This is a genomic window from Actinoplanes missouriensis 431 (assembly GCF_000284295.1).
In the GTDB taxonomy this organism is placed as follows: domain Bacteria; phylum Actinomycetota; class Actinomycetes; order Mycobacteriales; family Micromonosporaceae; genus Actinoplanes; species Actinoplanes missouriensis.
This window is the reverse complement of sequence record NC_017093.1, coordinates 3349348-3369105: the sequence shown is the minus strand read 5'-3', so window position 1 is coordinate 3369105 and position 19758 is coordinate 3349348. Positions and strand designations below refer to the sequence as shown.

Here is a 19758-nt window from a genome sequence, read left to right as displayed (position 1 = left end):
GGCGTCAGTCGAGCTGGCGCATCACCTCGGCGGCGATCAGGTCCAGGTGTGCCAGGTCGGTGAGGTCGAGCAGCTGCAGGTAGATCCGGGTGACCCCGGCCTCCTCCCGCCACCGGCCGATGCGATCGACGACCTCCGCCGGCGTTCCGGCGATCCCGTTGGCCCGCAGATCGTCGACGTCGCGGTTCAGGACCTTGGCGCGGCGCTGGAGCTCGATGTCGTCGGCGCCCACGCAGACGGTCTGCGCGACCGACCGGACGATCTCCGCCGGGTCCCGGCCGATGCGCTCGCAGGCGGCGTCCACCCGGTCGAACTGCGCGCGGCAGGTCGGGATGTCGCGCAGCGAGACGTTGAACTCCCCGGCGAAGCGGGCGGCGAGGCGCGGCGTCCGGTGCGGGCCCTTGCCGCCGATGATGAGCGGCGGCCGCGGGCGCTGCACCGGTTTGGGCAGCGCCGGCGAGTCGGTGATCCGGTAGTGGGCGCCCTGGTAGTCGAAACGCTCGCCGTCGGGGGTGTCCCACAGCCCCGTGATGATCTCGAGTTGTTCGGTCAGCCTGTCGAACCGCTCGCCGAGGGGCGGGAATCGCAGGCCGGTGGCGTCGTGTTCGGTCTCGAACCAGCCGGCGCCGAGGCCGAACTCGAGGCGGCCGCCGGACATCTCGTCGACCTGCGCCGCGATGACCGCCAGCGGACCCGGAGCGCGGAACGTCGCGGCGCTCATCAGGACGCCGAGCCGGATGCGGGTGGTCTCGCGGGCCAGCGCCGCGAGGGTGATCCAGGCATCGCTCGGCCCGGGCAGGCCGGCGCCGGAGCCGGTGTTGAGGTAGTGGTCCGATCGGAAGAACGCCGGGAAGCCCGCCTCCTCGGCGAACCGTGCCACGCGCGACAGGTCCTCGTGGCGAGCGCCTTCCTGCGGTTCGGTGAAGATGCGCAACTCCATGGAGGCCAAGCTAGCGACGGCCGGCGGAGGGCACCGCAACTTCTGTCGGCGCTCTGTCGAACATTCACTGATACAGATGCCGGGCCGCCCGCCGGGACCAGCGGTCAGGGCAGGACGATCACGGCCAGGACCACGAGCAGCAGCAAGGGCGGGACGGTGCAGAGCGCCAGCAGCACCACGGCGAAGGTGACGGAGCCGTGCGGGGCGGGCGACGCGGGCGGCAGGGGGTCGCCGGGATCGGCGAGGTGGGCCATGTCGGACCGCAGGACGTCCGGATCGGCGGCGTAGCTGTACCGCTGCGACCTGGTCAGTGGCGGGAATCGTTCACCGTCTGCTCGCATGCCTCGTCCTCGATGGTGACGCCGGGCTCGGTCGGCGTGAGCCTAGGAGCGCGGCCGGGACGGCCCCACCGTTTCCTTCAGAGTTCTGTCAGGACGGTTTGCGCCGTCTAGCTGACCTTGGGAGCCATGTGGCATTTGCCGATCTTCTCTGGACAGCCGTCACTCTCAGTGACGGTTTCTCTTCGGCGACTTTTCCGATGATGCTCCGCGGAGCTTTTCCGGATGACCACAGAGTCACCGCGGGCAGCGCCTCGCTATGGGCGCGCCGCCGAGAGTCGTGAATGACTGACAACTGGGGTGACATAGGTGGACGGCAGGCAATAACATATCGATGTACTCGACAGAAAAGGGCCCACGGGGGGACCATGAAACAGCACAGTCAGATTGCTTATGCTGATCAGCCCCGGCACGCCGGATCCATCACCGCCCGGCCGTCCAGGGAGACCGCGCCGAGTTCTAAGATCGATCATGTCGAAATCATCAGATGGCCTGAAGAATCCGCGCGCCGGGAGCGATGTCGCACCCGCGGGGTCCTCCGGCTGCTCGTGATCGCCCCGGGCTCGCAGCCGCCGGTCTGCACCGATCCGCGCGAGGACTGGGTCCGCGTCCCGGCACCGCGCGAGGACGTTCGACTGCGGGCCGCCGGCCTCCGCGCGCGGGCCGGAGCACACCAGATTCCCCAGCTCAACCCGGATGGGGTGCTGTCCTTCCGGAACCACTCCACGGCACTGTCGCCGAGCGAGGCCTCACTGCTCACGATCCTGGTGCTGCGGTTCGGCCACCTGGTCGCCCGCGAGACCCTCACGACCGGGCTGACCGACGACGGTCAGCTGTGCAGCCGGAATTCTCTCGATCTGCACATCATGCGAATCCGCCGCCGGATCGCCCCGCTGGGGCTCGCGATCCGCACCGCATGGGGCCGGGGATACATCATGGAAGTGGACGAGGGAAACGAATCCCCGAGCGGGGAGTGAATGATCGAAAAGTGCCACCGGTCGCTATCGGCCGGTGGCACTTTTTGTTTGCCGTGACGCCATTCCCAGATTTCCCCTCAGTAGGGGAGGAATTCGGTGCGAAGAAAGCCGGAAACGCCGATAAGAATTCGGGAGATGCGAATCCGAGAAACGTCCGGGAAACAAATGGGAATCGCTGGAAGACTAATCACCCTCCGCATCGGGCTGACAGAATGCCGCACCACTCCACCACGCGAGCAGCGTGTCGACATCGGACCCGATCGTCGTGAGCATGTCGCCGTCCGGAGCCAGCGCCCAGTCGAGCTGCAGACCGTGCACCAGCCCGGCCAGGATCCTCGCCGCCTGCACCGCCGACGGCGCGTTCGGCAACGGGACCTTCTCCAGCAACACGCGGAGCTCTTCGCGATAGTCGTCGCGCAGCCGCGACAGCGACGCCCGGAGGTCGGGATCGACCAGGTCGGCCCCCAGCTGGGACAGGTGGTTCGCGGTCGCCGAGGGATCACCCCCGCCGGCCAGCGCGGAGAGGGCGGCCGCCGCGATCGACCGCACCGGGTCGGTCTCGGCGTCCGCCGCGGCCCGCATCCGGGCGATCAGATCGTCTTTCGCCACCGCCGTCATGGCCAGCAGCAGCGCCTGCTTGGACCCGAACCGCATGGCGACCGTCGCGGTGGCGACGCCGGCCAGCTCGGCCACGTCGGCCATGGTGAAACGCGGTCCCTTGCGGCCCAGCGCGTCGGCTGCCGCGTCCATGAGGGCGGCGTCGGAGACTTTCCGGGGTCTCGGCACGAAGTTATTGAACCACCAATCAGAAACCCTGTCCAGATCAGCCCAGCGGCCGGCGCTCCAGCCCTTTGCCGGTCCGCCACGTCTCCACGACCAGCCCCTCCGAGCGGGAGATGTAGTTGAGGACGACCTCGCTCATGTCGATGCGGAAGACGTTGGACGGCACCTGCGGGCGCGCCGGGTCGAGCACCTCGATCGCGCGGCCGGACACCCGGGCGTCACCCGGCCAGTCGGCGGGGTCGGCCGACACGTCGTCGCTCGCGCTGCTCAGCACCAGGCGCGGATCACGGCGCAGGTCGGCCACCTTCAGCGACCGGCCCATCATGCCCATCACCACGTCCCCATCGGTGAAACGTGCCTCGACCACGCTGATCCGCGGCGCGCCGTCCTTGCGCAGGGTGGCCATGAACTTGTGGTCGTGCGACTCGAACAGCCCTCGCACTCGCGCGGCGAACTCCGGCTCGTCGTTCTCGATGTCGGCCCATCTACTCATGGCAGCAGAGTGTGCCAGCCGTGCCCGGGGCCGCATTCCGGTACCGGGGCGGGGCCAGCGAAGATCATTTTCCGGAATCGGCGGCGCCGCGGCCGCGAGCCACCCCGGAGCGCCGGCACGGGCCACTGCGGTGCTGGTCAGAGCGGCTTCCAGCGGGAACGGTCCCGGTCGGCGGGAACGGTTGCTCCACCCGTACACACGTCAATTGGCTTTGATCTTGACCGATATCACCGGGAAGATGACGGAGGTGCTATGACCACCGGAAGAGCACAATCCGATACCGATCAGGGGAGTTGATCATCATAAATGGCTAGTCTCTCGCCAAAGTCCGTACCCACAGGACGGGGTGAGCACGATGCGTGCACCAAGGACGGTCATCGCCGCCGGTGTCATCGCGGCGATGACGATCGGCGTGGCAGGCTGCGCGGAGAGCGACCGTGACAACGGCGAGGATCAGAGCAACGCCACCGGCGGCACCTTCATCTTCGCCGGCGCGGGCGACCCGAAGAACTTCGATCCGATCTTCAACGACGACGGTGAGTCGTTCCGGCCGATCCGGCAGATGTACGAAACGCTCGTCACCCACAAACCCGGCACCGCGGAGCTGCAGGGCGGCCTGGCGGAGAGCTGGTCCAACGACCCGACCGGCAAGATCTGGACGTTCAAGCTGCGCCAGGGCGTCACGTTCCACGACGGCACCACCCTGGACGCCGCCGCGGTCTGCGCGAACTTCGACCGCTGGTACAACATGAAGGGCGAGGCCGCCCAGTCCCAGATGATCTACTACGCCGACGTCTTCGGCGGGTTCGCCGGCAACCCGGACGCCGTCTACGACAACTGCAAGGCGCCTGACGCCTCCACCGCTGTCGTGACGATGAAGAAGTACAAGGGCGCGTTCCCGGGGGCCTTCGCGCTCACCGCGTTCTCCATCGCGAGCCCGGCCGCGATGAAACAGCACGGCTCCGACACCGTGACCCAGAACGGCGACTCCTTCTCCTACAGCGCGTTCGCGAACGAGCACCCGACCGGGACCGGCGCGTTCACCTTCGGCGGCTGGAACAAGGCGACCGGCGAGATCACGCTGAACAAGAACGCGAACTACTGGGGTGAGAAAGCCAAGGTCGACAAGGTGATCATCAAGATCATCAAGGATGAGAACACCCGGAAGCAGGAACTGCGCGCCGGCACGGTCCAGGCGATCGACTTCCCCGCGCCGGCCGACCGCAAGGCCCTCGCCGACGAGGGATACCAGGTGCTCGAGCGCCCCGCCTTCAACATCCTCTACCTGGGCATCAACCAGAAGAACAACCCCAAACTCAAAGACCTCCGGGTACGGCAGGCGATCGCGTACGCGTTGAACCGGGCGCAACTGGTGCAGACCAAGGGACCGGGCGGTTCCGTGGTGGCCGACCAGTTCCTGCCGGAGTCGGTGCTCGGCTACGCCCCGGACGTGCAGAAGTACGACTACAGCGTGGACAAGGCCAAGCAGCTGCTGTCCGAGGCCGGCGCGACCGGGCTGACGCTCAACTTCTACTACCCGACCGAGGTGTCCCGGCCGTACATGCCGAACCCGCAGGAGATCTTCACGGTCCTGGCGAACGACCTGCAGGCCGCGGGCATCAAGGTCAACGGAGTGCCCCGGCCGTGGAACGGCGGCTTCAAGGACGACGTGCAGCAGTTCGGCAAGCAGGACCTGCACATCCTCGGCTGGACGGGTGACTACAACGACCCGGGCAACTTCGTCGGCACGTTCTTCGGCCGGCCCAAGGTCGAGTTCGGCGACGACGCGATGGCCGACATGTTCACCGCCGTCGGCAAGGCCGACGCGACTGTCGACCAGGAGGCCAAGCGGACCGCGTTCGAGCAGGTCAACCGCGACCTCGCGGCCAAGTGGCTGCCGGCCGTGCCGATCTGGCACGCACCGCCGGCGATCGTCACCACGAAGGAGGTGCAGGGCCTGGTGCCGAGCCCGCTCACCGCGGAGGAGTTCGACACGGTCTCGCTCACCAAGTAGGCGCCGAGGGCTGCCGCGACCCGGGCTCCGGGCCGCGGCAGCGCCGATTCCGGAGGAAACATCATGGTGAGAGTCGTCTCGCGCCGCCTGATCCAACTCTTCGTCACCCTGATCGCCCTGATGACCCTGGTCTTCTTCTGGCTGCGCAGCCTGCCCGGCGGGCCGGTCGACGCGCTGCTGGGCGAACGCGCCACCCCGCAGACCCGCGAGGCGCTGATCCGGGCCCTCGGTTACGACCAGCCGATCTGGGTCCAGTACGGCCGGTTCCTGAAGAACGTGGTGACCGGCAACTTCGGCAACTCCATCCGTACCGGCGAACCGGTGACCGACGTGATCAGCCGGGCCTTCCCGGCGACCGTCGAGCTGGCTCTCGCGGCCATCCTGATCGCGGTCGGGCTGGGCATCCCGCTCGGTTACCTGGCGGCCCGGCACCGTGGCCGGCTGCTCGACAACGCGACGATCATCGTCACGCTGATCGGCATCTCCATCCCGATCTTCTTCCTGGGGTACCTGCTCAAGGACTGGCTCACCCAGGACATCCACTTCTTCCCGCCGTCCGGGCGGATCAGCACCGGCACCGACAACACCGACGTGACCGGGTTCTTCGTGCTGGACGGGCTGCTCACCCGCGAGTTCGACGCGTCCGCCGACGCGCTCTGGCACCTGGTGCTGCCGGCCGTCACGCTCGCCACGATCCCGCTGGCGATCATCGTGCGGATCACCCGGGCGAGCGTGCTGGACGTGCTGGACGAGGACTACATCCGTACCGCGGACGCCAAGGGCCTGCGCAACGCCACCATCCGCAAGCGGCACGTGCTGCGCAACGGGTTGCTGCCGGTGGTCACCACGATCGGCCTGCAGACCGGCGCGCTGCTGGCCGGGGCGGTGCTGACCGAGAAGGTCTACAACTGGGGCGGCCTCGGCACGCTGATCACCGACTCGATCAGCGGCAGCCGCGACTACCCGGTGCTGCAGGCGCTGATCCTGCTCGCGGCGGTCGTCTTCATCGTGGTCAACCTGGTGGTCGACCTCTCCTACGCGTTCATCGACCCGAGGGTGCGTGTCCAGTGAGCACTCTGGCCGAGCACAAACGCCGCCGCATCGACGAGCTGGCCACCCGGACCGCGGAGGCCGGCGGGGTCAGCCTGTTCCGCGACGCCGCCCGCCGGCTGACCCGTGACCCCACGGCGATCGCCGGCGCGGTGATCATCCTGGTGTTCCTGATCATCGCGATCTTCGCGCCGCTGGTCGCGCCGCACGACCCGGTGCAGCGGTTCCCCGAGCTGACCGAGAAGCTGACCGTCGACTCGGTGCCGGGCGCCACCGCCGGGCATCCGCTCGGCAGCGACCCGCTGGGCCGCGACTTCCTGTCCCGGATGATCTACGGCGCCCGCCAGACGCTCTTCGTCGGCGTCCTCGCCACGCTCATCGGCCTGATCTTCGGGGTGCTGCTCGGCGCGATCGCCGGCGCCATCGGCGGCTGGGTGGACGTGCTGATCATGCGGGTCACCGACGTGATGCTGGCGCTGCCCAGCCTGCTGCTCGCGATCACACTCGTCGCCCTGGCCAGCGAGTCCACTCAGTGGACCGTGATCGTGGCGGTCGCGGTGGTGAACGTGCCGATCTTCGCCCGGCTGTTACGCGGGTCGATGCTCGCGCAGCGGGAAAGCGACCACGTGCTGGCGGCCCGGTCGCTCGGGGTGAAGCAGCGGCACATCGTGACCCGGCACATGCTGCCGAACTCGCTCACCGCGGTCATCGTGCAGGCCACCCTGACGTTCGCGGTGGCGATCCTCGACGCGGCCGCGCTGTCGTTCCTCGGCCTCGGCGACCCGGACATCAACCGGGCCGAGTGGGGCCTGATGCTCGGCGTGGACGGCGTCCGGTACCTGGAGGTCCGTCCCGAGCTGGCCTACTACCCGGCCCTCGCGATCATCCTGGTGGCCCTCGGCTTCACGCTGCTCGGCGAGAGCATGCGCGACGCGCTCGACCCGAAGAACCGGCGGTGAGTGTCATGGCACTACTCGACGTACGCGATCTGTCGGTCGTCTTCCAGCGCCGGGGGGCCGAGCCGTTCACCGCGGTGGACGGGGTCAGCTTCACCGTGGAGCCCGGCCAGACGGTCGGGCTGGTCGGCGAGTCCGGCTGCGGCAAGTCGGTGACCAGTCTGGCGATCATGGGACTGCTCCCCCGGCGCGGCAACCGGGTCGCCGGCGAGGTCCGCTTCGACGGCGCCGACCTGCTCACGCTACGGCCGCAGGACCTGCGGGACCGGCGCGGCCGGGACATCGGCATGATCTTCCAGGACCCGCTCTCCTCGCTGAACCCGGTGATCCCGCTCGGCCTGCAGGTGGCCGAGGTGCTGGAACGCCACCAGGGACAGAGCCGGCAGGCGGCGCTGCGCCAGGCCGCCGGACTGCTCGACGCGGTCGGCATCCCGGACCCGGCGCGACGGCTCAAGGAGTTCCCGCACCAGCTCTCCGGTGGCATGCGGCAGCGGGCCCTGATCGCCATCGCGCTGGCCTGCAAGCCACGCCTGCTGATCGCCGACGAGCCGACCACCGCGCTGGACGTGACCATCCAGGCGCAGATCCTGACGCTGCTCAAGGAGCTGGTCGAGCAGTCCGGGACGGCCCTCATGATGATCACCCATGACCTCGGCGTGGTGGCCGGGCTCTGCGACACGGTGAACGTGCTCTACGCCGGCAAGGTGGTCGAGCGGGCCACCCGGCACGATCTCTTCGGGGCGCCGCTCCACCCGTACACGAATGGGCTTCTGCAGTCGGTCCCCCGGCTCGACGTGTCCCGGGGCGGGCGGCTGCACCAGATCCGCGGCTCGGTCGGCGACACCATCCCGTGGTCCGAGGGGTGTGCCTTCGCGCCGCGCTGCGACCGGGTGATCGACGACTGCATCGGTGCCACAGTGCCGCTCGAGCCGATCGCCCGCGGTGGCGCGCTGCGGTGCACGAATCCCGTCCCGCAGGAGGTGCCGGCGTGAGCGACGCCCTGGTGGAGATCGATGACCTGAAGGTTCATTTCCCGATCAAAAGCGGACTGCTCTTCGACCGTACCGTCGGATTTGTCTTTGCCGTCGACGGTGTCTCCCTGAAGATCCGGCGGGGTGAGACCTACGGTCTCGTCGGCGAGTCCGGGTGCGGCAAATCGACGTTCGGGCGCGGCCTGCTGCGACTGGTCGAGCCGACCAGCGGCAGCATCACCTTCGACGGTACGGACGTGCGCGCGCTCAAGGGCGAGCAGATGCGACGATTCCGGCGGCGCATGCAGATGGTCTTCCAGGACCCGATGGCCAGCCTCGACCCCCGCCAGTCCGTCGAGTCCTTGCTGGTCGAAGGCCTCAAAGCCCACAAGATCGACGTGGGTACGCGTCTGCGCTCCACCCTGGACGCGGTCGGGCTCCCGGCGTCGGCACTGAACAAGTACCCGCACGAGTTCTCCGGCGGCCAGCGGCAGCGGATCGGCATCGCCCGCGCCCTGGTCCTCGAACCCGAGCTGATCGTGGCCGACGAGCCGGTCTCCGCGCTGGACGTGTCGATCCAGGCACAGGTGATCAACCTGCTCGGCGACCTGCAGGCCTCCCTCGGGCTGACCTACCTGGTGATCGCGCACGACCTCGCCGTGGTCCGACACATTTCGGACACGGTCGGCGTGATGTATCTCGGGGCGCTGGTCGAGGAGGCGGGTGGGGACCTGCTCTATGAGCGACCGCTGCATCCGTACACGAGAGCGCTCCTCTCCGCCGTGCCGATCCCGGACCCGCACGTGGAGGACCGGCGGGAGCGGATCCTGCTCGCCGGTGACCTGCCGTCACCGGCGAACCCGCCGAGCGGGTGCCGGTTCCGTACCCGATGTCCCTGGTCGCAGGACCGGTGTGCCGCGGAACGGCCGGAACTGCGGGTGTTCGACGACTCGGGGCAGCGGGTGGCGTGCCATTTCGCCGAGGAGATCCTCAGTGGAGAGTTGCGGATGCACGAGGTGCGGCCGGAGATCGTGCGGCCGGGCGCCGCCGAGGGGGCGCCTGACGTCGGGGACGGACTGATTCAGACCCCCTAAGTGGTGACCCGGATGTCCTCGTTGCCGGGTTTCGGCAGGGTGGTCGTCATGGAGATCAATAAGGTGGGCATCGTCGCTGTCTCGGTTGCTTCGGCACTGGTTCTCGGGGTGGGGTCCCCCGCTGCTGCTGTTCGGCCGCGGGTTTCCACGATCTGCTCGCTGGAGTCGGCGGGTATGGGGCAGGCCATCGCGGGACTGCCCGACGACGCGGCGACGAGCGCGCAGGTGCGGGTCACCACGGCGGCAGGCTGCTGGGAGGGCGCGTCGGGCGTCGCCGACCTGCGGACCAACGCCCCGGTTCCGGCGCACGCGCGGTTCCGGATCGGCAGCGTCACCAAGGTCTTCACCGCTGCCGTCGTGCTGCAACTGGCGGCGGAGAACCGGCTGAGCCTGGACGACTCGGTCCGGCGGCACCTGCCCGGCGTCCTCCCGGCGTCGTACTCCGGGGTCACCGTGCGGCAGCTGCTGAACCACACCAGCGGGCTGCCCAGCCCGGCCCTGCCGGACGACATCGCGTGGGCGCTGGCACACCGGTACGACGTGTGGACGCCGGAACGGATCGTCCGGACGGCGCTGCGCAACCCGCGCGAGTTCGGGCCCGGCGATGAGCAGCACTACACGAACATGGGTTACATCGTCGCCGGAATGCTGATCGAGAAGATCACCGGGCATTCGTACGGTGGTGAGGTGCGGCGGCGGATCACCGGGCCGCTGGGGTTGCGGGACACGTACGTGCCGGGACTCGATCCGGCGATCCGCGGGCCGCACGCGCACGGATACCAGGTGGTGGGATCCACCCTCGTCGACGTGACGAAGTGGAGCCAGACCCTGACGCCCGCGGCCGGGGACATGATCTCCACCGTGGCCGATCTGGACGTGTTCACGGAGGCGCTCTTCACCGGCCGGGTGGTGCCGGCGTCCCTGCTGGAGGAGATGTTCACACTGCCCGCCGTGAAGGACGTGAGCGGCGGGCCGGCCACCCACAGCGCCGGGCTGGAGGCGACGACGCTGCCGACCGGTGAGGTGTTGTGGGCAAAGTCGGGGGCACGGTACGGGTACTCCAGCGCGATCGGCGCCAGCCGGGACGGAGGGTTCCGGCTGATCTACTCGGTGACCTCGACGGACGCCAAGGGTGAGGGCCAGACGGTGACCGCCGAGCGCATCATCTACGCGGCCCTGGGCATGCGCTGACGGCCTCCCCGCTGGTCACGTCGGCTCCGAGTAGGTGATCGGTTTCCCTGCCGCCTCGGCGTACTTGATCTCGGAGCGGGTGGACTGGCCGATGTAGCCGTGCACGTTGAGCACGTGCACCTCGTCGGCCAGGTCGATCTTCCGCTTGTGCAGGTCGTCCAGGGCCGCCTTTTCGGCGGAGTCCGGCTCCACGCCCTCGCCGTTCCGGGTGCCCTCGCCGTTCCGGGTGCCCTCGCCGTTTCGGGTGCCCTCGCCGTTTCGGGTGCCCTCGCCGTTTCGGGTGCCCTCGCCGTTTCGGGTGCCCTCGCCGTGCGCGTGCCCGTGGTCCTGCTCCGCTGCCGCGGGCGGGAAGCCGATCGACAGCACGATCTTTCCGGCCATCGTCAGCCGGTGGTTCGCCTCCTGAAAGTGGTCGTAGAAGCGGGCCGAGCCGCACAGCACCACGATCCGCGGGCGATCCCGGCCGAGCCCGGCGTCGAGCGCCGCCGCCGTCCGGGCCGCAGGGTTGGCCTCGGCTCTCGGCACCGCCTTCTCCGAACCTTCGCTGAACTCCGTCACGGCGAATCACGATACTTGAGCATTCCGATTCAGGGCGTCGCACCGGATTACCAAGATTGGCAGCGGCGGTTCCGGGACGCCTATTTGGCGGATCATCAAGCGGTTCGGCGAACATTCTGCGATGTGAAATTCGGGCGGGATCGTTCGTTGGCCGGCGGCTGGGCGGGGATTGTTGAGTGATGGCGCAGCTCTCATTGTTTCCCACCCGGCATCTGCGGGGCCGGACGCTGCGCCGCAATTACTCTCCGGCTGCCGAGCAGTTCCGGCGGGAGCATGAGCGGCACCGCTCGTGGGGTCTCACACAACGCCATGCCCGGCGTCTGCGCCAGTTGCGAGAGGCCGAGGACGGCGCTGCGGCGCTCGCCCGATCGGTGCCCGAGACCCCGCGATCCGACCACGAAACGTCGCCTGACAAGCCTGATCAAAACAGCGCAGATCATGGCTCCGCCCCGGACGGAGAACCACGGGCGAGGGTCGCGACAGCGGGGTCCGGCCCGTCGCCACGCCGTCGGGAACTGCATATCGAGCCACCGCCGGGAAGGGCAGACCACACCTGTGCCGGGCCGCTATTCGGCGAACGAGGGCCGCCACTACGAGTAACGCTTGCGGAGGCCTTCTATCAGCATTTCGCGGTAGGTGGCGCAGCTCGACTTGATGATGTGAAAGGTGGTCATCAAAGCAGCGGAGGGATTTGGGCATGACCTAATTCACAGCCATGGATGAGGGTACTGAGCATCGCGAGAACGCCGCGGTGGCCGTGGTGGCTGCCGCATGATGCTTCTATGAGACGCCGGTGGCTGTTCGCTGATCAGCTGGGGCCGCACTTTCTGGACTCTCCCGAGCAGCCTGTGCTGCTGGTGGAGTCGAAAGGTGTCTTCCGCCGCCGGGTCTTTCACCGGCAGAAGGCGCACCTCGTCCTCTCCGCGTTGCGCCACCTCGCGCGCGGCAACGACAACGTGCGGCTGGTGCGGGCCGAGACCTACGCCGAGGCCGTCACCGAGCCGGTCACCGTCTGCCATCCGACGTCCCGGGCGGCGCGGGGACTCGTACGGCGGCTGCCCCGGGTCGAGATGCTGGCGCCGCGCGGGTTCGTGACCGCGCCGGAGGACTTCGTGGCGTGGGCGCACGGGCGTGACCACCTGCGGCTGGAGGACTTCTATCGGGACGCGCGGCGACGGCACGACATCCTCATGGACGGCGCCGAGCCGGCCGGAGGGCGCTGGAACTTCGACGCCGACAACCGGGAGCCGCCGCCGGCCAGCCTGGACGTGCCGGCGCCGCCGCAGATCACCGAGGACGACATCGACGCTGAGGTGCGCGAGGACCTGGACCGGTGGGAGCGTGACGACGGGATCAGGTTCGTCGGGAACGACGGGCCGCGGCTGTTCCCGGCCACCCGCGCGGAGGCGCTCGCCCGGCTGCGGCACTTCGTCGAGTATCGGCTGCCGCTCTTCGGTCCGTACGAGGACGCCATGCTCGCCGGTGACCCGCTGATGGCGCACAGCATGTTGAGCGCGTCGATCAATCTGGGACTGCTCGATCCGCTGGAGGTGGTCGAGCACGCTGAGGCCGCGTACCGGAAGAAGGGTGTTGATCTTCAATCGGTGGAGGGCTTCGTGCGGCAGATTCTCGGGTGGCGCGACTTCATCTGGCACCTGTACTGGTATTTCGAGCCCGGTTATCGGAATGCCGACGAGTTGGGCGCGCGGCAGGAGCTGCCCGCGTGGTTCCAGCGGCTGGACGCCGACGCGGTCGAGGCGCGCTGCCTGTCCGATGTGCTCGCCGGGGTGCGTGATCGCGGCTGGGTGCACCACATTCTGCGGCTGATGGTGCTCGGCAACTACGCGATGCAGCGCGGCTGGCGGCCCGGCGCGCTGGCCGATTGGTTCCACCGGTCGTTCGTCGACGGGTACGAGTGGGTGATGACCGCCAACGTGATCGGTATGAGCCAGTTCGCCGACGGCGGGCGGATGAGCACCAAGCCGTACGCGGCGGGTGGGGCTTACATCAGCCGGATGAGCGACTACTGCGGCGGGTGTCGTTACCGGCCGCAGGTACGCCTCGGGGAGGACGCCTGCCCGTACACGGCGGGGTACTGGAGTTTCCTGGCACGCCACGAGCGGGAGCTGGCCGGCAACCATCGGATGCGGCAGCCGTTGCAGGGGTTACGCCGGCTGGCGGATCTGGAGGCGGTGGTGGAGCAGGAGGAGGCGCGGGGCTCACGGGCGCCTTAGCCCCCGTCTCGCGCCCGCGCAGAGGCGCAGGACTCTGAATCCATGAGCGGGCCTTCGCCGGCCCCGGTCACCAGCGTCCGGCCCCTCCCGCGCGTATCGCTCCCCTGTCGGTCAGCCGGGGGTTGACGCTTTGTCGACGCCGTCGATGAAGCTCAGTATGGCTGCTGCCAGTTCCTCAGGTGCTTCCAGAGCGACGTAATGGCCGACGTCCACCAATTGAACGTCGCTGATTGCCGTGGATGCCGCCTGTGACATGGTGTCGCGGGTGAACGCGCCGCCTCCGGCACCGACGGCGAGTACGGGCTGGTGGAGGCCGGGTGACTCGGCGAGCCTCCTGATCTCGGAGCCTTCCTGCAGCATGGAGCGGTAAAGGCCGGTGGCACCGCGCCAGCCGCCGGATCGCCGGTAACCGCGAGAGAACTCCTCGATGTCGGTGTCCCCGATCGCCTCCGGTACAGCGGTCATCGAAGGGAAGGCGTAGCGGCCGAGGAACTCTTTCTCGCGTCCGGCGAGCAGGAGTTCGGGAATGTCCGGGGCAGCGAGGACGCCGATGTGCCAGGCACCCCCACGGGTTACGTCGGCCAGCGCCTCCAAGCCGAATCCGGGCAGGCCCATCTCGATGGCGGTGAGGCTGCGCACCTGCTCGGGGTGCGTGGTGGCCAGGCGGAAGACGGTCGCTCCGCTGATGTCCTGTCCGGTGAGATGGACGGGTCCGACGTCGAGGTGAGTGATCAGGTGGTGCAGGTCGGCGGCTGAGGTAGCGCTGTCGTAGGCGCCCGGCTCGTTGCCGGAGTCGCCGAAGCCGCGCAGGTCCACGGCGAAGACCCGATGGGTGGCGGCCAGCAGGGGAATCAGTCTGTGGAATGCCCACCAGCTCTCGGGGAAGCCGTGGACCAGCAGGATCGGCGAGCCGCCGGTGCCGGCGCTGACGTAGTGGAGGCTGGTGCCGTTGACGTCAGCGCGGTGGTGCGTGATGCCCTGGGGTGTACGGGCGGGAGTCATGCTTCTCCTCATAAAGACAGCCGGGGTGTCGATTTCGACGATAGACACCCTGGCTGTCTTTGTCCAGGCGGGGTGTCGTAGCCTTCTGCCATGTCCCGCTCTGGCGCTGATCTCGCGTTACTGCTGCTCGGTGGCTTTCGAGGCCTCGTGGACGCCGCGACCGAAGAGCTTGCTCGGCGGGGCTACCAGGACGTCCGGCCCGTTCACGACTTCGCGATGCGCGCCATCGCGGCCGGAGCCGACAGCGCATCCGACCTGGGCCGGAGCCTCTCCGTCGCCAAACAGTCAGCAGCCAAGACCATCGCTGTCCTCGAGGAACGCGGGTACGTCATTCGCGAACCCGATCCCCGCGATGCCCGCCGCAAACGCCTCCAGGTCACTCCGCTCGGATTCGAAGTCATGCGCGAAGGCGAAGCAGTCTTCGACGAGTTGCGCACCCGGTGGGAGCAGCGGCTGGGTGCTGCCGAGTTCGCGAGATTCGAAGGACAGCTGGCGACATTGGTAGGCGCGGCTCCCGTTCGCTTCGACACACCGGGGTGGATCGCAGGAGACCTCGACGGGTCGGCCTGAGGACCGGAACAGCGAGCTCGGACATCACGCCGTCGCAGACCTCCGCCCTGCTGCATCAGTTCCGCCGGCGCGCGGTGCGCTGGGAACGCCGGCTCGACATCCACGACGGGCTCGTCTTCGTCCTGATCTGCCGGCGCCGACCGGTCAACTGGAGCCGTTGGGAGATTTCAACGGCGCGGAACGTACAGCGCTCGGGCGCGGTTGACGTCGAGCGACGTGCCGTCGTTCACGGGCAGGAAGTGGCCGAGTTGCCATGATTGCGAGTTGGCGGCCTGACGGCTCGTCGTGGTGGCCCAGGGCGGATATATGCGGAAGCCCCGCTTCCCCCCGGAACCGTTGTTCGCGACGATGCCGCGTTCACGGAGGGCCTCCATGGGAAAGACGAAGTGGCCGAACTGCTGGGCGTCCCGGGTGCTGACCACCACCAGATCGACGGCATCCGTGGTGTCGAGGGGCCGGATCGGACCGCTTTCCGACCTAGCCCACAGGGTGACGAACTGTCCGGCCTTCGTCGGTGTTGTTCTGCCCGTGCGGAATCTGACGGACGAACCGTTGATGCGGAGGAAATGGGCGCCGTAGTCGGCGCTCTCCGGCTCGGGAACAGGGCGGGAGCAGACAAGACCGGCGGGGTCGTAGACCAGCTCCTTCGCGGCGCGGAGATCGTCGTGCACCGGGTCGCTATCAGTCCACGGGTCGGTCTCCGGGGGATGGCCGTGCGTTGTCGTGGCCCGTGGCGATAGTGCGCTCATGCCCGAAGAGTAGTGGCGAGCCGGTCGAGGGCGGCGGCGCCGATCCGGGTGGTCGAAGCCGCTGTGCCGACACTGTGGACCGGCCGGTCCGGCCGGCTCTCAGCGCTGTTCGAGCATGCTGCCGGCAGAACTGTTGACCAGCCGGGCGAGACGAGCTGGTCAACAGTGCTGCCGGGCGCCCGTTTTGTCCGCCCTGAGCGCCAGCCAGCATCGGAGTTTCCAAGATCCGCGAACTTCGGGGCCGCCAGCCTGAGGAGCGCGAGCCCGAGGACCACGAGCCCGAGGAGCGCGAGCCTGAAGAGCACGAGCCCGAGGACCGCGAGCCGTGACTCGAGACCATGAGGCGCCACTCGGGTTCATCCCCGGCCGGCAGGGGAACCGATCCGAAGCGGCGACCAACGAGATCACAACGAATCCCTCACAGCGGGCGATTCCCGCTCGTACGGTGAGGTTGTGGTCAACCCCGCAACACGTCGGTTCGCTGATCTCAGCGTGCGCGTCAAAATCCTCACCGCGATCGGTGTCGCCACGCTCGTCGCGCTCGTCGTCGGACTGGTCACGCTGCTCGCGCTGAACAAGGCCGCGGACGCCGCCCAGGCGATCTACGACAACAACGTCGTCAACGTGACCCAGGTCGGCCAGATCCGCGCCGCCATCGTCCAGACCCGGCTGGACGTGGCCACCTCCGCGATCGCACCGGACGACGCGACGAGCGAGAAGTACAACGACGCCACCGCCGACGACATCGCCGCCGTCGACGACGCGATAGCGAGTTACCGGGACGGGACCTATGCCGGCGACCCCGGGGTGCTGACCACGCTGGATGACCTGTGGAAGGAGTTTCAGCAGGTGGTGGACGAGCGGCAGTCGGCCGCCGCCGCCGACAACGACTACGCCACCTGGACCACCGTCAACGAGGACGAGATCGCCCCGGTCGTGGAGAGGATGATGGCGGCCGTCGACAGCCTCACCGCCGCGGAGGCCGCGGACGCCGCCACGAACGCCACGTCGGCCCAGTCGAAGTCCACGTCGTCGCGGCGGCTGTCGATCGTGCTGCTCGCCGTCGGGCTGGTGTTCGCGCTCGCCCTGGGCGGCGCGGTGGCCGCCGCGATCGTGCGGTCGCTCTCCCGGGTCAGGGCGGTGTGCGAGGCGCTCGCCGCCGGCGATCTCACCCGTACCAGTGGGCTGAGCAGCGCCGACGAGCCCGGCCAGATGGGACGGGCGCTCGACGCCGCGATGGTCCGGCTGCGCGGCACGGTCGCCACCATCGACGGTTCGGCCACGTCGCTGGCGGCCGCCAGCGACGAGATGACGAGCGTGTCCGCGCAGATCGCCGCGTCCGCCGAGCGGACCGCGGGGGTCGCGCAGCACGTGTCGGACGCCGCGGAGGAGGTTTCCCGCAGCGTCAGCACGGTGTCGGCCGGCGGCGACGAGATGAGCACCTCGATCCGGGAGATCTCGCAGAACGCGACGGAGGCCGCTCAGGTCGCCGGCGAGGCCGTGCAGCTGGCGTCGACCACCTCGCGGACCATGGGCAAGCTGGGCGACTCGTCGGCGGAGATCGGCAACGTGATCAAGGTGATCACCGCGATCGCGGAGCAGACGAACCTGCTCGCGCTCAACGCGACGATCGAGGCGGCGCGGGCGGGTGAGCTCGGGAAAGGCTTCGCGGTGGTGGCCTCCGAGGTCAAGGATCTGGCCCAGGAGACGGCCCGGGCCACCGAGGACATCTCCCGCCGGGTGGAGACGATCCAGGCCGACACCTCCGGGGCGATCACCGCGATCGAGGAGATCTCCCGGGTGATCGCCCGGATCAGCGATTTCCAGACCACGATCGCCTCGGCCGTGGAGGAGCAGACCGCCACCACCGCCGAGATGAACCGCAGTGTGGCCGAGGCCGCCGCCGGCACGTCCAGCATCGCGCAGACCATCGTCAGTGTCGCCGACGCCGCCCGCGACACCAGCGAGGGCGCCGGCCGGTCGCAGCAGACCACCGGGGAGCTGGCCCGGCTCTCCACCGAGCTGAGCGGCCTGGTGTCGGCGTTCCGTTACTGACTCCGGGGCACGGGCGGGAACGTCACCTCGACCCGCAGCCCGTCGTGGCCGGTGGAGGACGCCGAGATCAGGCCCTCGTGCGCCTGGGTGATCGAGCGGGCGATGGCCAGCCCGAGACCGGCGCCGCCGCTGTGGTCGATGCGGGTGGCGCTCTTGCGCCGGAACGGCTCGAACAGCGCGGGCACGTCCTCCGGTGGCACGTCGTCGCCGGTGTTCAGGACGATCAGGGCCGGTTCGTCGCCGACCTGGACGTCGATGGTCCCGCCCGGCCGGTTGTACTTGACGGCGTTCTGCACCAGGTTGGTGACCAGCCGTTCCAGCAACACCTTTTCCCCCACCACGGTACGGGGCCGAAGTGTGCTCGACATCGTGACACCCGCCTCGGCGGCCCGTTTGCGGTGGCTGTCCACGACGGCGGCGGCGATCTCGTCGAGGCGCAGCGGGGTGCGGGTCATCAGCCCGCGGTCGCTCTCGCTGAGCACCAGCAGCCCCTCGATCAGCCGTTCGTTGCGCTCGTTGGTGACCAGCAGCTGCTCGGTGAGCAGTTCCAGCTGTTCGGTGGTGAGCTCGTCGGCCATGCTGACCTCGATCAGCGTCCGCTGCACGGCGAGCGGGGTGCGCAGCTCGTGGGAGGCGTCGGCGGCGAACCGGCGCTGCGCCTCGTAACCGACCGCGATCCGGTCCATCATGTCGTCGATCGCGCGGGCCAGCACGGCGACCTCGTCGCGGCCCGATCCGGGACGCAGCCGGTGGCCGAGGTTCTGCGGGCCGACCGCGTCGATGCCGGCCGCGAGGTCCCGGACCGGGCGCAGGCACCAGCGGACCAGCGGGTAGCAGGCGGCCAGCGCGGCGGCGAGGACGACCAGCCGGGCGAGCAGGCCGGGGATGCTCGGGCGCCGGAAGATCTGGGTGCAGACGAACGAGGTGTTCGCGTCCGGGGCCCGGCCGATCGGCAACGTGCACCAGCCGGGGCCGAACTCGCGCCACAGGGCGAGGACCTGGTCCGCGATCGCCGGCACGGCCTGCGCCGCGACCAGCAGGATCGCGCAGACGAGCAGCACCCGGCGGGCGGCGGAACGGTTCATCAGCCGATCCGGTAGCCGGCCCGGCGGACGGTGTGGATCACCGGCGGGTCGCCGAGTTTGCGGCGCAGCGTCATGACCGTCATCCGGACCGTGTTGGTGAACGGGTCGGCGTGCTCGTCCCAGGCCTGTTCCAGCAGCTCCTCGGTGCTGACCACGCGACCTTCGGCACGCATCAGCACGTGCAGGATGGCGAACTCCTTCGACGACAGGGACAGCAGCTGCCCGTCCCGGGTGACCGTGTAGCGGGTGCTGTCCAGGACGATGCCGGCCCGGTCGAGCACCGGCGGCAGCGCGACGCCGGATCGGCGGGACAGCGCCTGCACCCGCGCGGCCAGCTCGGCGAACGCGAACGGCTTGGTCAGGTAGTCGTCGGCGCCCAGCCCCAGCCCCTCGACCCGGTCGCGGATGCCGGCCGCGGCGGTCAGCATCAGGACCTTGGTGCCCTGCTGCGCGGCGGCGACCCGGCGGCACACCTCGTCTCCCCCGCATCCGGGCATGTCCCGGTCCAGGACGGCGACGTCGTACCGGTTCACCGCGACGCGTTCCAGGGCGCTGTCGCCGTCGTAGACCACGTCGACGGCCATCGACAGCCGGCGGAGTCCCTGCGCGACGGCGTCGGCGAGCAGACGTTCGTCGTCCGCCACGAGCACCCGCATGCCTGTCCTCCCCCGTCCGGCGTACCGGTCGTCAGCTTCGCA

Annotated in this window: 19 protein-coding genes; 10 read left to right on the top strand and 9 right to left on the bottom strand. The window is 69.1% G+C overall.

The features are described 5' to 3' along the window. Window positions 1-4 precede the first annotated feature (4 nt). Both AMIS_RS15765 and AMIS_RS15760 read right to left on the bottom strand, forming a co-directional pair. Window positions 5-940 (bottom strand): LLM class F420-dependent oxidoreductase, encoded by a 936-nt coding sequence (locus tag AMIS_RS15765; RefSeq protein WP_014443324.1) that lies wholly within the window; start codon window positions 938-940, stop codon window positions 5-7. A gap of 104 nt (window positions 941-1044) precedes the next feature. After that, entirely contained in the window at window positions 1045-1281 is a 237-nt protein-coding gene (locus AMIS_RS15760; RefSeq protein ID WP_014443323.1) for a hypothetical protein, read from the bottom strand. A 365-nt stretch (window positions 1282-1646) separates the two neighbouring features. On the opposite strand from AMIS_RS15760, the gene AMIS_RS15755 reads away from it, so the two are divergent. After that, window positions 1647-2255: a helix-turn-helix domain-containing protein gene (locus AMIS_RS15755; protein WP_083888644.1), complete on the top strand. Its 609-nt coding sequence runs from the start codon at window positions 1647-1649 to the stop codon at window positions 2253-2255. 183 nt (window positions 2256-2438) lie between these two features. Here the strand turns inward: AMIS_RS15755 and AMIS_RS15750 are convergent, their stop codons facing one another. After that, window positions 2439-3041, bottom strand: a complete 603-nt coding sequence (locus tag AMIS_RS15750; RefSeq protein WP_041829810.1) for a TetR/AcrR family transcriptional regulator — start codon at window positions 3039-3041, stop codon at window positions 2439-2441. 37 nt (window positions 3042-3078) lie between these two features. Beyond that, the gene (locus tag AMIS_RS15745) at window positions 3079-3531 is read right to left on the bottom strand and encodes a pyridoxamine 5'-phosphate oxidase family protein (RefSeq protein WP_014443320.1); all 453 of its coding nucleotides are present in this window, start codon (window positions 3529-3531) and stop codon (window positions 3079-3081) included. Between the two features lie 355 nt (window positions 3532-3886). Between AMIS_RS15745 and AMIS_RS15740 the strand changes: the two genes are divergently transcribed. The 6 genes from AMIS_RS15740 to AMIS_RS15715 all read left to right on the top strand — a co-directional run bounded on the left by AMIS_RS15740 (window position 3887) and on the right by AMIS_RS15715 (window position 10807). Continuing rightward, entirely contained in the window at window positions 3887-5545 is a 1659-nt protein-coding gene (locus AMIS_RS15740) for an ABC transporter substrate-binding protein (RefSeq protein WP_014443319.1), read from the top strand. Between the two features lie 63 nt (window positions 5546-5608). After that, entirely contained in the window at window positions 5609-6616 is a 1008-nt protein-coding gene (locus tag AMIS_RS15735; protein ID WP_014443318.1) for an ABC transporter permease, read from the top strand. Next, window positions 6613-7554: an ABC transporter permease gene (locus tag AMIS_RS15730; protein WP_014443317.1), complete on the top strand. Its 942-nt coding sequence runs from the start codon at window positions 6613-6615 to the stop codon at window positions 7552-7554. The genes AMIS_RS15735 and AMIS_RS15730 overlap by 4 nt, the downstream gene beginning before the upstream one ends. Window positions 7555-7559: 5 nt before the next feature. Then, window positions 7560-8543 carry an ABC transporter ATP-binding protein gene (locus tag AMIS_RS15725; RefSeq protein ID WP_014443316.1) on the top strand — a complete coding sequence of 328 codons (984 nt, stop codon included), beginning with the start codon at window positions 7560-7562 and terminating at the stop codon, window positions 8541-8543. Beyond that, window positions 8540-9616 (top strand): ABC transporter ATP-binding protein, encoded by a 1077-nt coding sequence (locus AMIS_RS15720; protein ID WP_014443315.1) that lies wholly within the window; start codon window positions 8540-8542, stop codon window positions 9614-9616. Before AMIS_RS15725 ends, AMIS_RS15720 begins: the two co-directional genes overlap by 4 nt. Window positions 9617-9664: 48 nt before the next feature. Next, entirely contained in the window at window positions 9665-10807 is a 1143-nt protein-coding gene (locus AMIS_RS15715; protein WP_041830909.1) for a serine hydrolase domain-containing protein, read from the top strand. Window positions 10808-10822: 15 nt separating this feature from the next. On the opposite strand, the gene AMIS_RS15710 is transcribed toward AMIS_RS15715, so the two are convergent. Next, the gene (locus tag AMIS_RS15710; RefSeq protein WP_014443313.1) at window positions 10823-11365 is read right to left on the bottom strand and encodes a hypothetical protein; all 543 of its coding nucleotides are present in this window, start codon (window positions 11363-11365) and stop codon (window positions 10823-10825) included. Between the two features lie 782 nt (window positions 11366-12147). On the opposite strand from AMIS_RS15710, the gene AMIS_RS15705 reads away from it, so the two are divergent. Further along, complete coding sequence (locus tag AMIS_RS15705; RefSeq protein ID WP_014443311.1) at window positions 12148-13599, top strand: cryptochrome/photolyase family protein; 1452 nt, start codon at window positions 12148-12150, stop codon at window positions 13597-13599. Between the two features lie 111 nt (window positions 13600-13710). Here AMIS_RS15705 and AMIS_RS15700 read toward each other — a convergent pair whose 3' ends face one another. Then, window positions 13711-14649: an alpha/beta fold hydrolase gene (locus AMIS_RS15700; RefSeq protein ID WP_231859317.1), complete on the bottom strand. Its 939-nt coding sequence runs from the start codon at window positions 14647-14649 to the stop codon at window positions 13711-13713. Window positions 14650-14691: 42 nt separating this feature from the next. On the opposite strand from AMIS_RS15700, the gene AMIS_RS15695 reads away from it, so the two are divergent. Then, window positions 14692-15171 (top strand): MarR family winged helix-turn-helix transcriptional regulator, encoded by a 480-nt coding sequence (locus tag AMIS_RS15695; protein ID WP_014443309.1) that lies wholly within the window; start codon window positions 14692-14694, stop codon window positions 15169-15171. A gap of 167 nt (window positions 15172-15338) precedes the next feature. On the opposite strand, the gene AMIS_RS15690 is transcribed toward AMIS_RS15695, so the two are convergent. After that, window positions 15339-15842 (bottom strand): MepB family protein, encoded by a 504-nt coding sequence (locus tag AMIS_RS15690; RefSeq protein ID WP_014443308.1) that lies wholly within the window; start codon window positions 15840-15842, stop codon window positions 15339-15341. A gap of 531 nt (window positions 15843-16373) precedes the next feature. On the opposite strand from AMIS_RS15690, the gene AMIS_RS15685 reads away from it, so the two are divergent. Continuing rightward, entirely contained in the window at window positions 16374-17975 is a 1602-nt protein-coding gene (locus tag AMIS_RS15685) for a methyl-accepting chemotaxis protein (protein WP_014443307.1), read from the top strand. Here AMIS_RS15685 and AMIS_RS15680 read toward each other — a convergent pair. Both AMIS_RS15680 and AMIS_RS15675 read right to left on the bottom strand, forming a co-directional pair. Beyond that, window positions 17969-19060: a HAMP domain-containing sensor histidine kinase gene (locus AMIS_RS15680; RefSeq protein WP_014443306.1), complete on the bottom strand. Its 1092-nt coding sequence runs from the start codon at window positions 19058-19060 to the stop codon at window positions 17969-17971. The genes AMIS_RS15685 and AMIS_RS15680 overlap by 7 nt on opposite strands. After that, window positions 19060-19716, bottom strand: a complete 657-nt coding sequence (locus tag AMIS_RS15675; protein WP_014443305.1) for a response regulator transcription factor — start codon at window positions 19714-19716, stop codon at window positions 19060-19062. The genes AMIS_RS15680 and AMIS_RS15675 overlap by 1 nt, the downstream gene beginning before the upstream one ends. Window positions 19717-19758 lie beyond the last annotated feature (42 nt).

What these genes read in the sequence shown, in the direction of transcription:
- AMIS_RS15680 (WP_014443306.1), bottom strand. Translation starts at nt 19,060, where the DNA reads ATGAACCGTTCCGCCGCCCGCCGGGTGCTGCTCGTCTGCGCGATCCTG.
- AMIS_RS15765 (WP_014443324.1), bottom strand. Translation starts at nt 940, where the DNA reads ATGGAGTTGCGCATCTTCACCGAACCGCAGGAAGGCGCTCGCCACGAG.
- AMIS_RS15695 (WP_014443309.1), top strand. Translation starts at nt 14,692, where the DNA reads ATGTCCCGCTCTGGCGCTGATCTCGCGTTACTGCTGCTCGGTGGCTTT.
- AMIS_RS15735 (WP_014443318.1), top strand. Translation starts at nt 5,609, where the DNA reads ATGGTGAGAGTCGTCTCGCGCCGCCTGATCCAACTCTTCGTCACCCTG.
- AMIS_RS15745 (WP_014443320.1), bottom strand. Translation starts at nt 3,531, where the DNA reads ATGAGTAGATGGGCCGACATCGAGAACGACGAGCCGGAGTTCGCCGCG.
- AMIS_RS15675 (WP_014443305.1), bottom strand. Translation starts at nt 19,716, where the DNA reads ATGCGGGTGCTCGTGGCGGACGACGAACGTCTGCTCGCCGACGCCGTC.
- AMIS_RS15705 (WP_014443311.1), top strand. Translation starts at nt 12,148, where the DNA reads ATGAGACGCCGGTGGCTGTTCGCTGATCAGCTGGGGCCGCACTTTCTG.
- AMIS_RS15725 (WP_014443316.1), top strand. Translation starts at nt 7,560, where the DNA reads ATGGCACTACTCGACGTACGCGATCTGTCGGTCGTCTTCCAGCGCCGG.
- AMIS_RS15760 (WP_014443323.1), bottom strand. Translation starts at nt 1,281, where the DNA reads ATGCGAGCAGACGGTGAACGATTCCCGCCACTGACCAGGTCGCAGCGG.
- AMIS_RS15755 (WP_083888644.1), top strand. Translation starts at nt 1,647, where the DNA reads ATGAAACAGCACAGTCAGATTGCTTATGCTGATCAGCCCCGGCACGCC.
- AMIS_RS15740 (WP_014443319.1), top strand. Translation starts at nt 3,887, where the DNA reads ATGCGTGCACCAAGGACGGTCATCGCCGCCGGTGTCATCGCGGCGATG.
- AMIS_RS15715 (WP_041830909.1), top strand. Translation starts at nt 9,665, where the DNA reads ATGGAGATCAATAAGGTGGGCATCGTCGCTGTCTCGGTTGCTTCGGCA.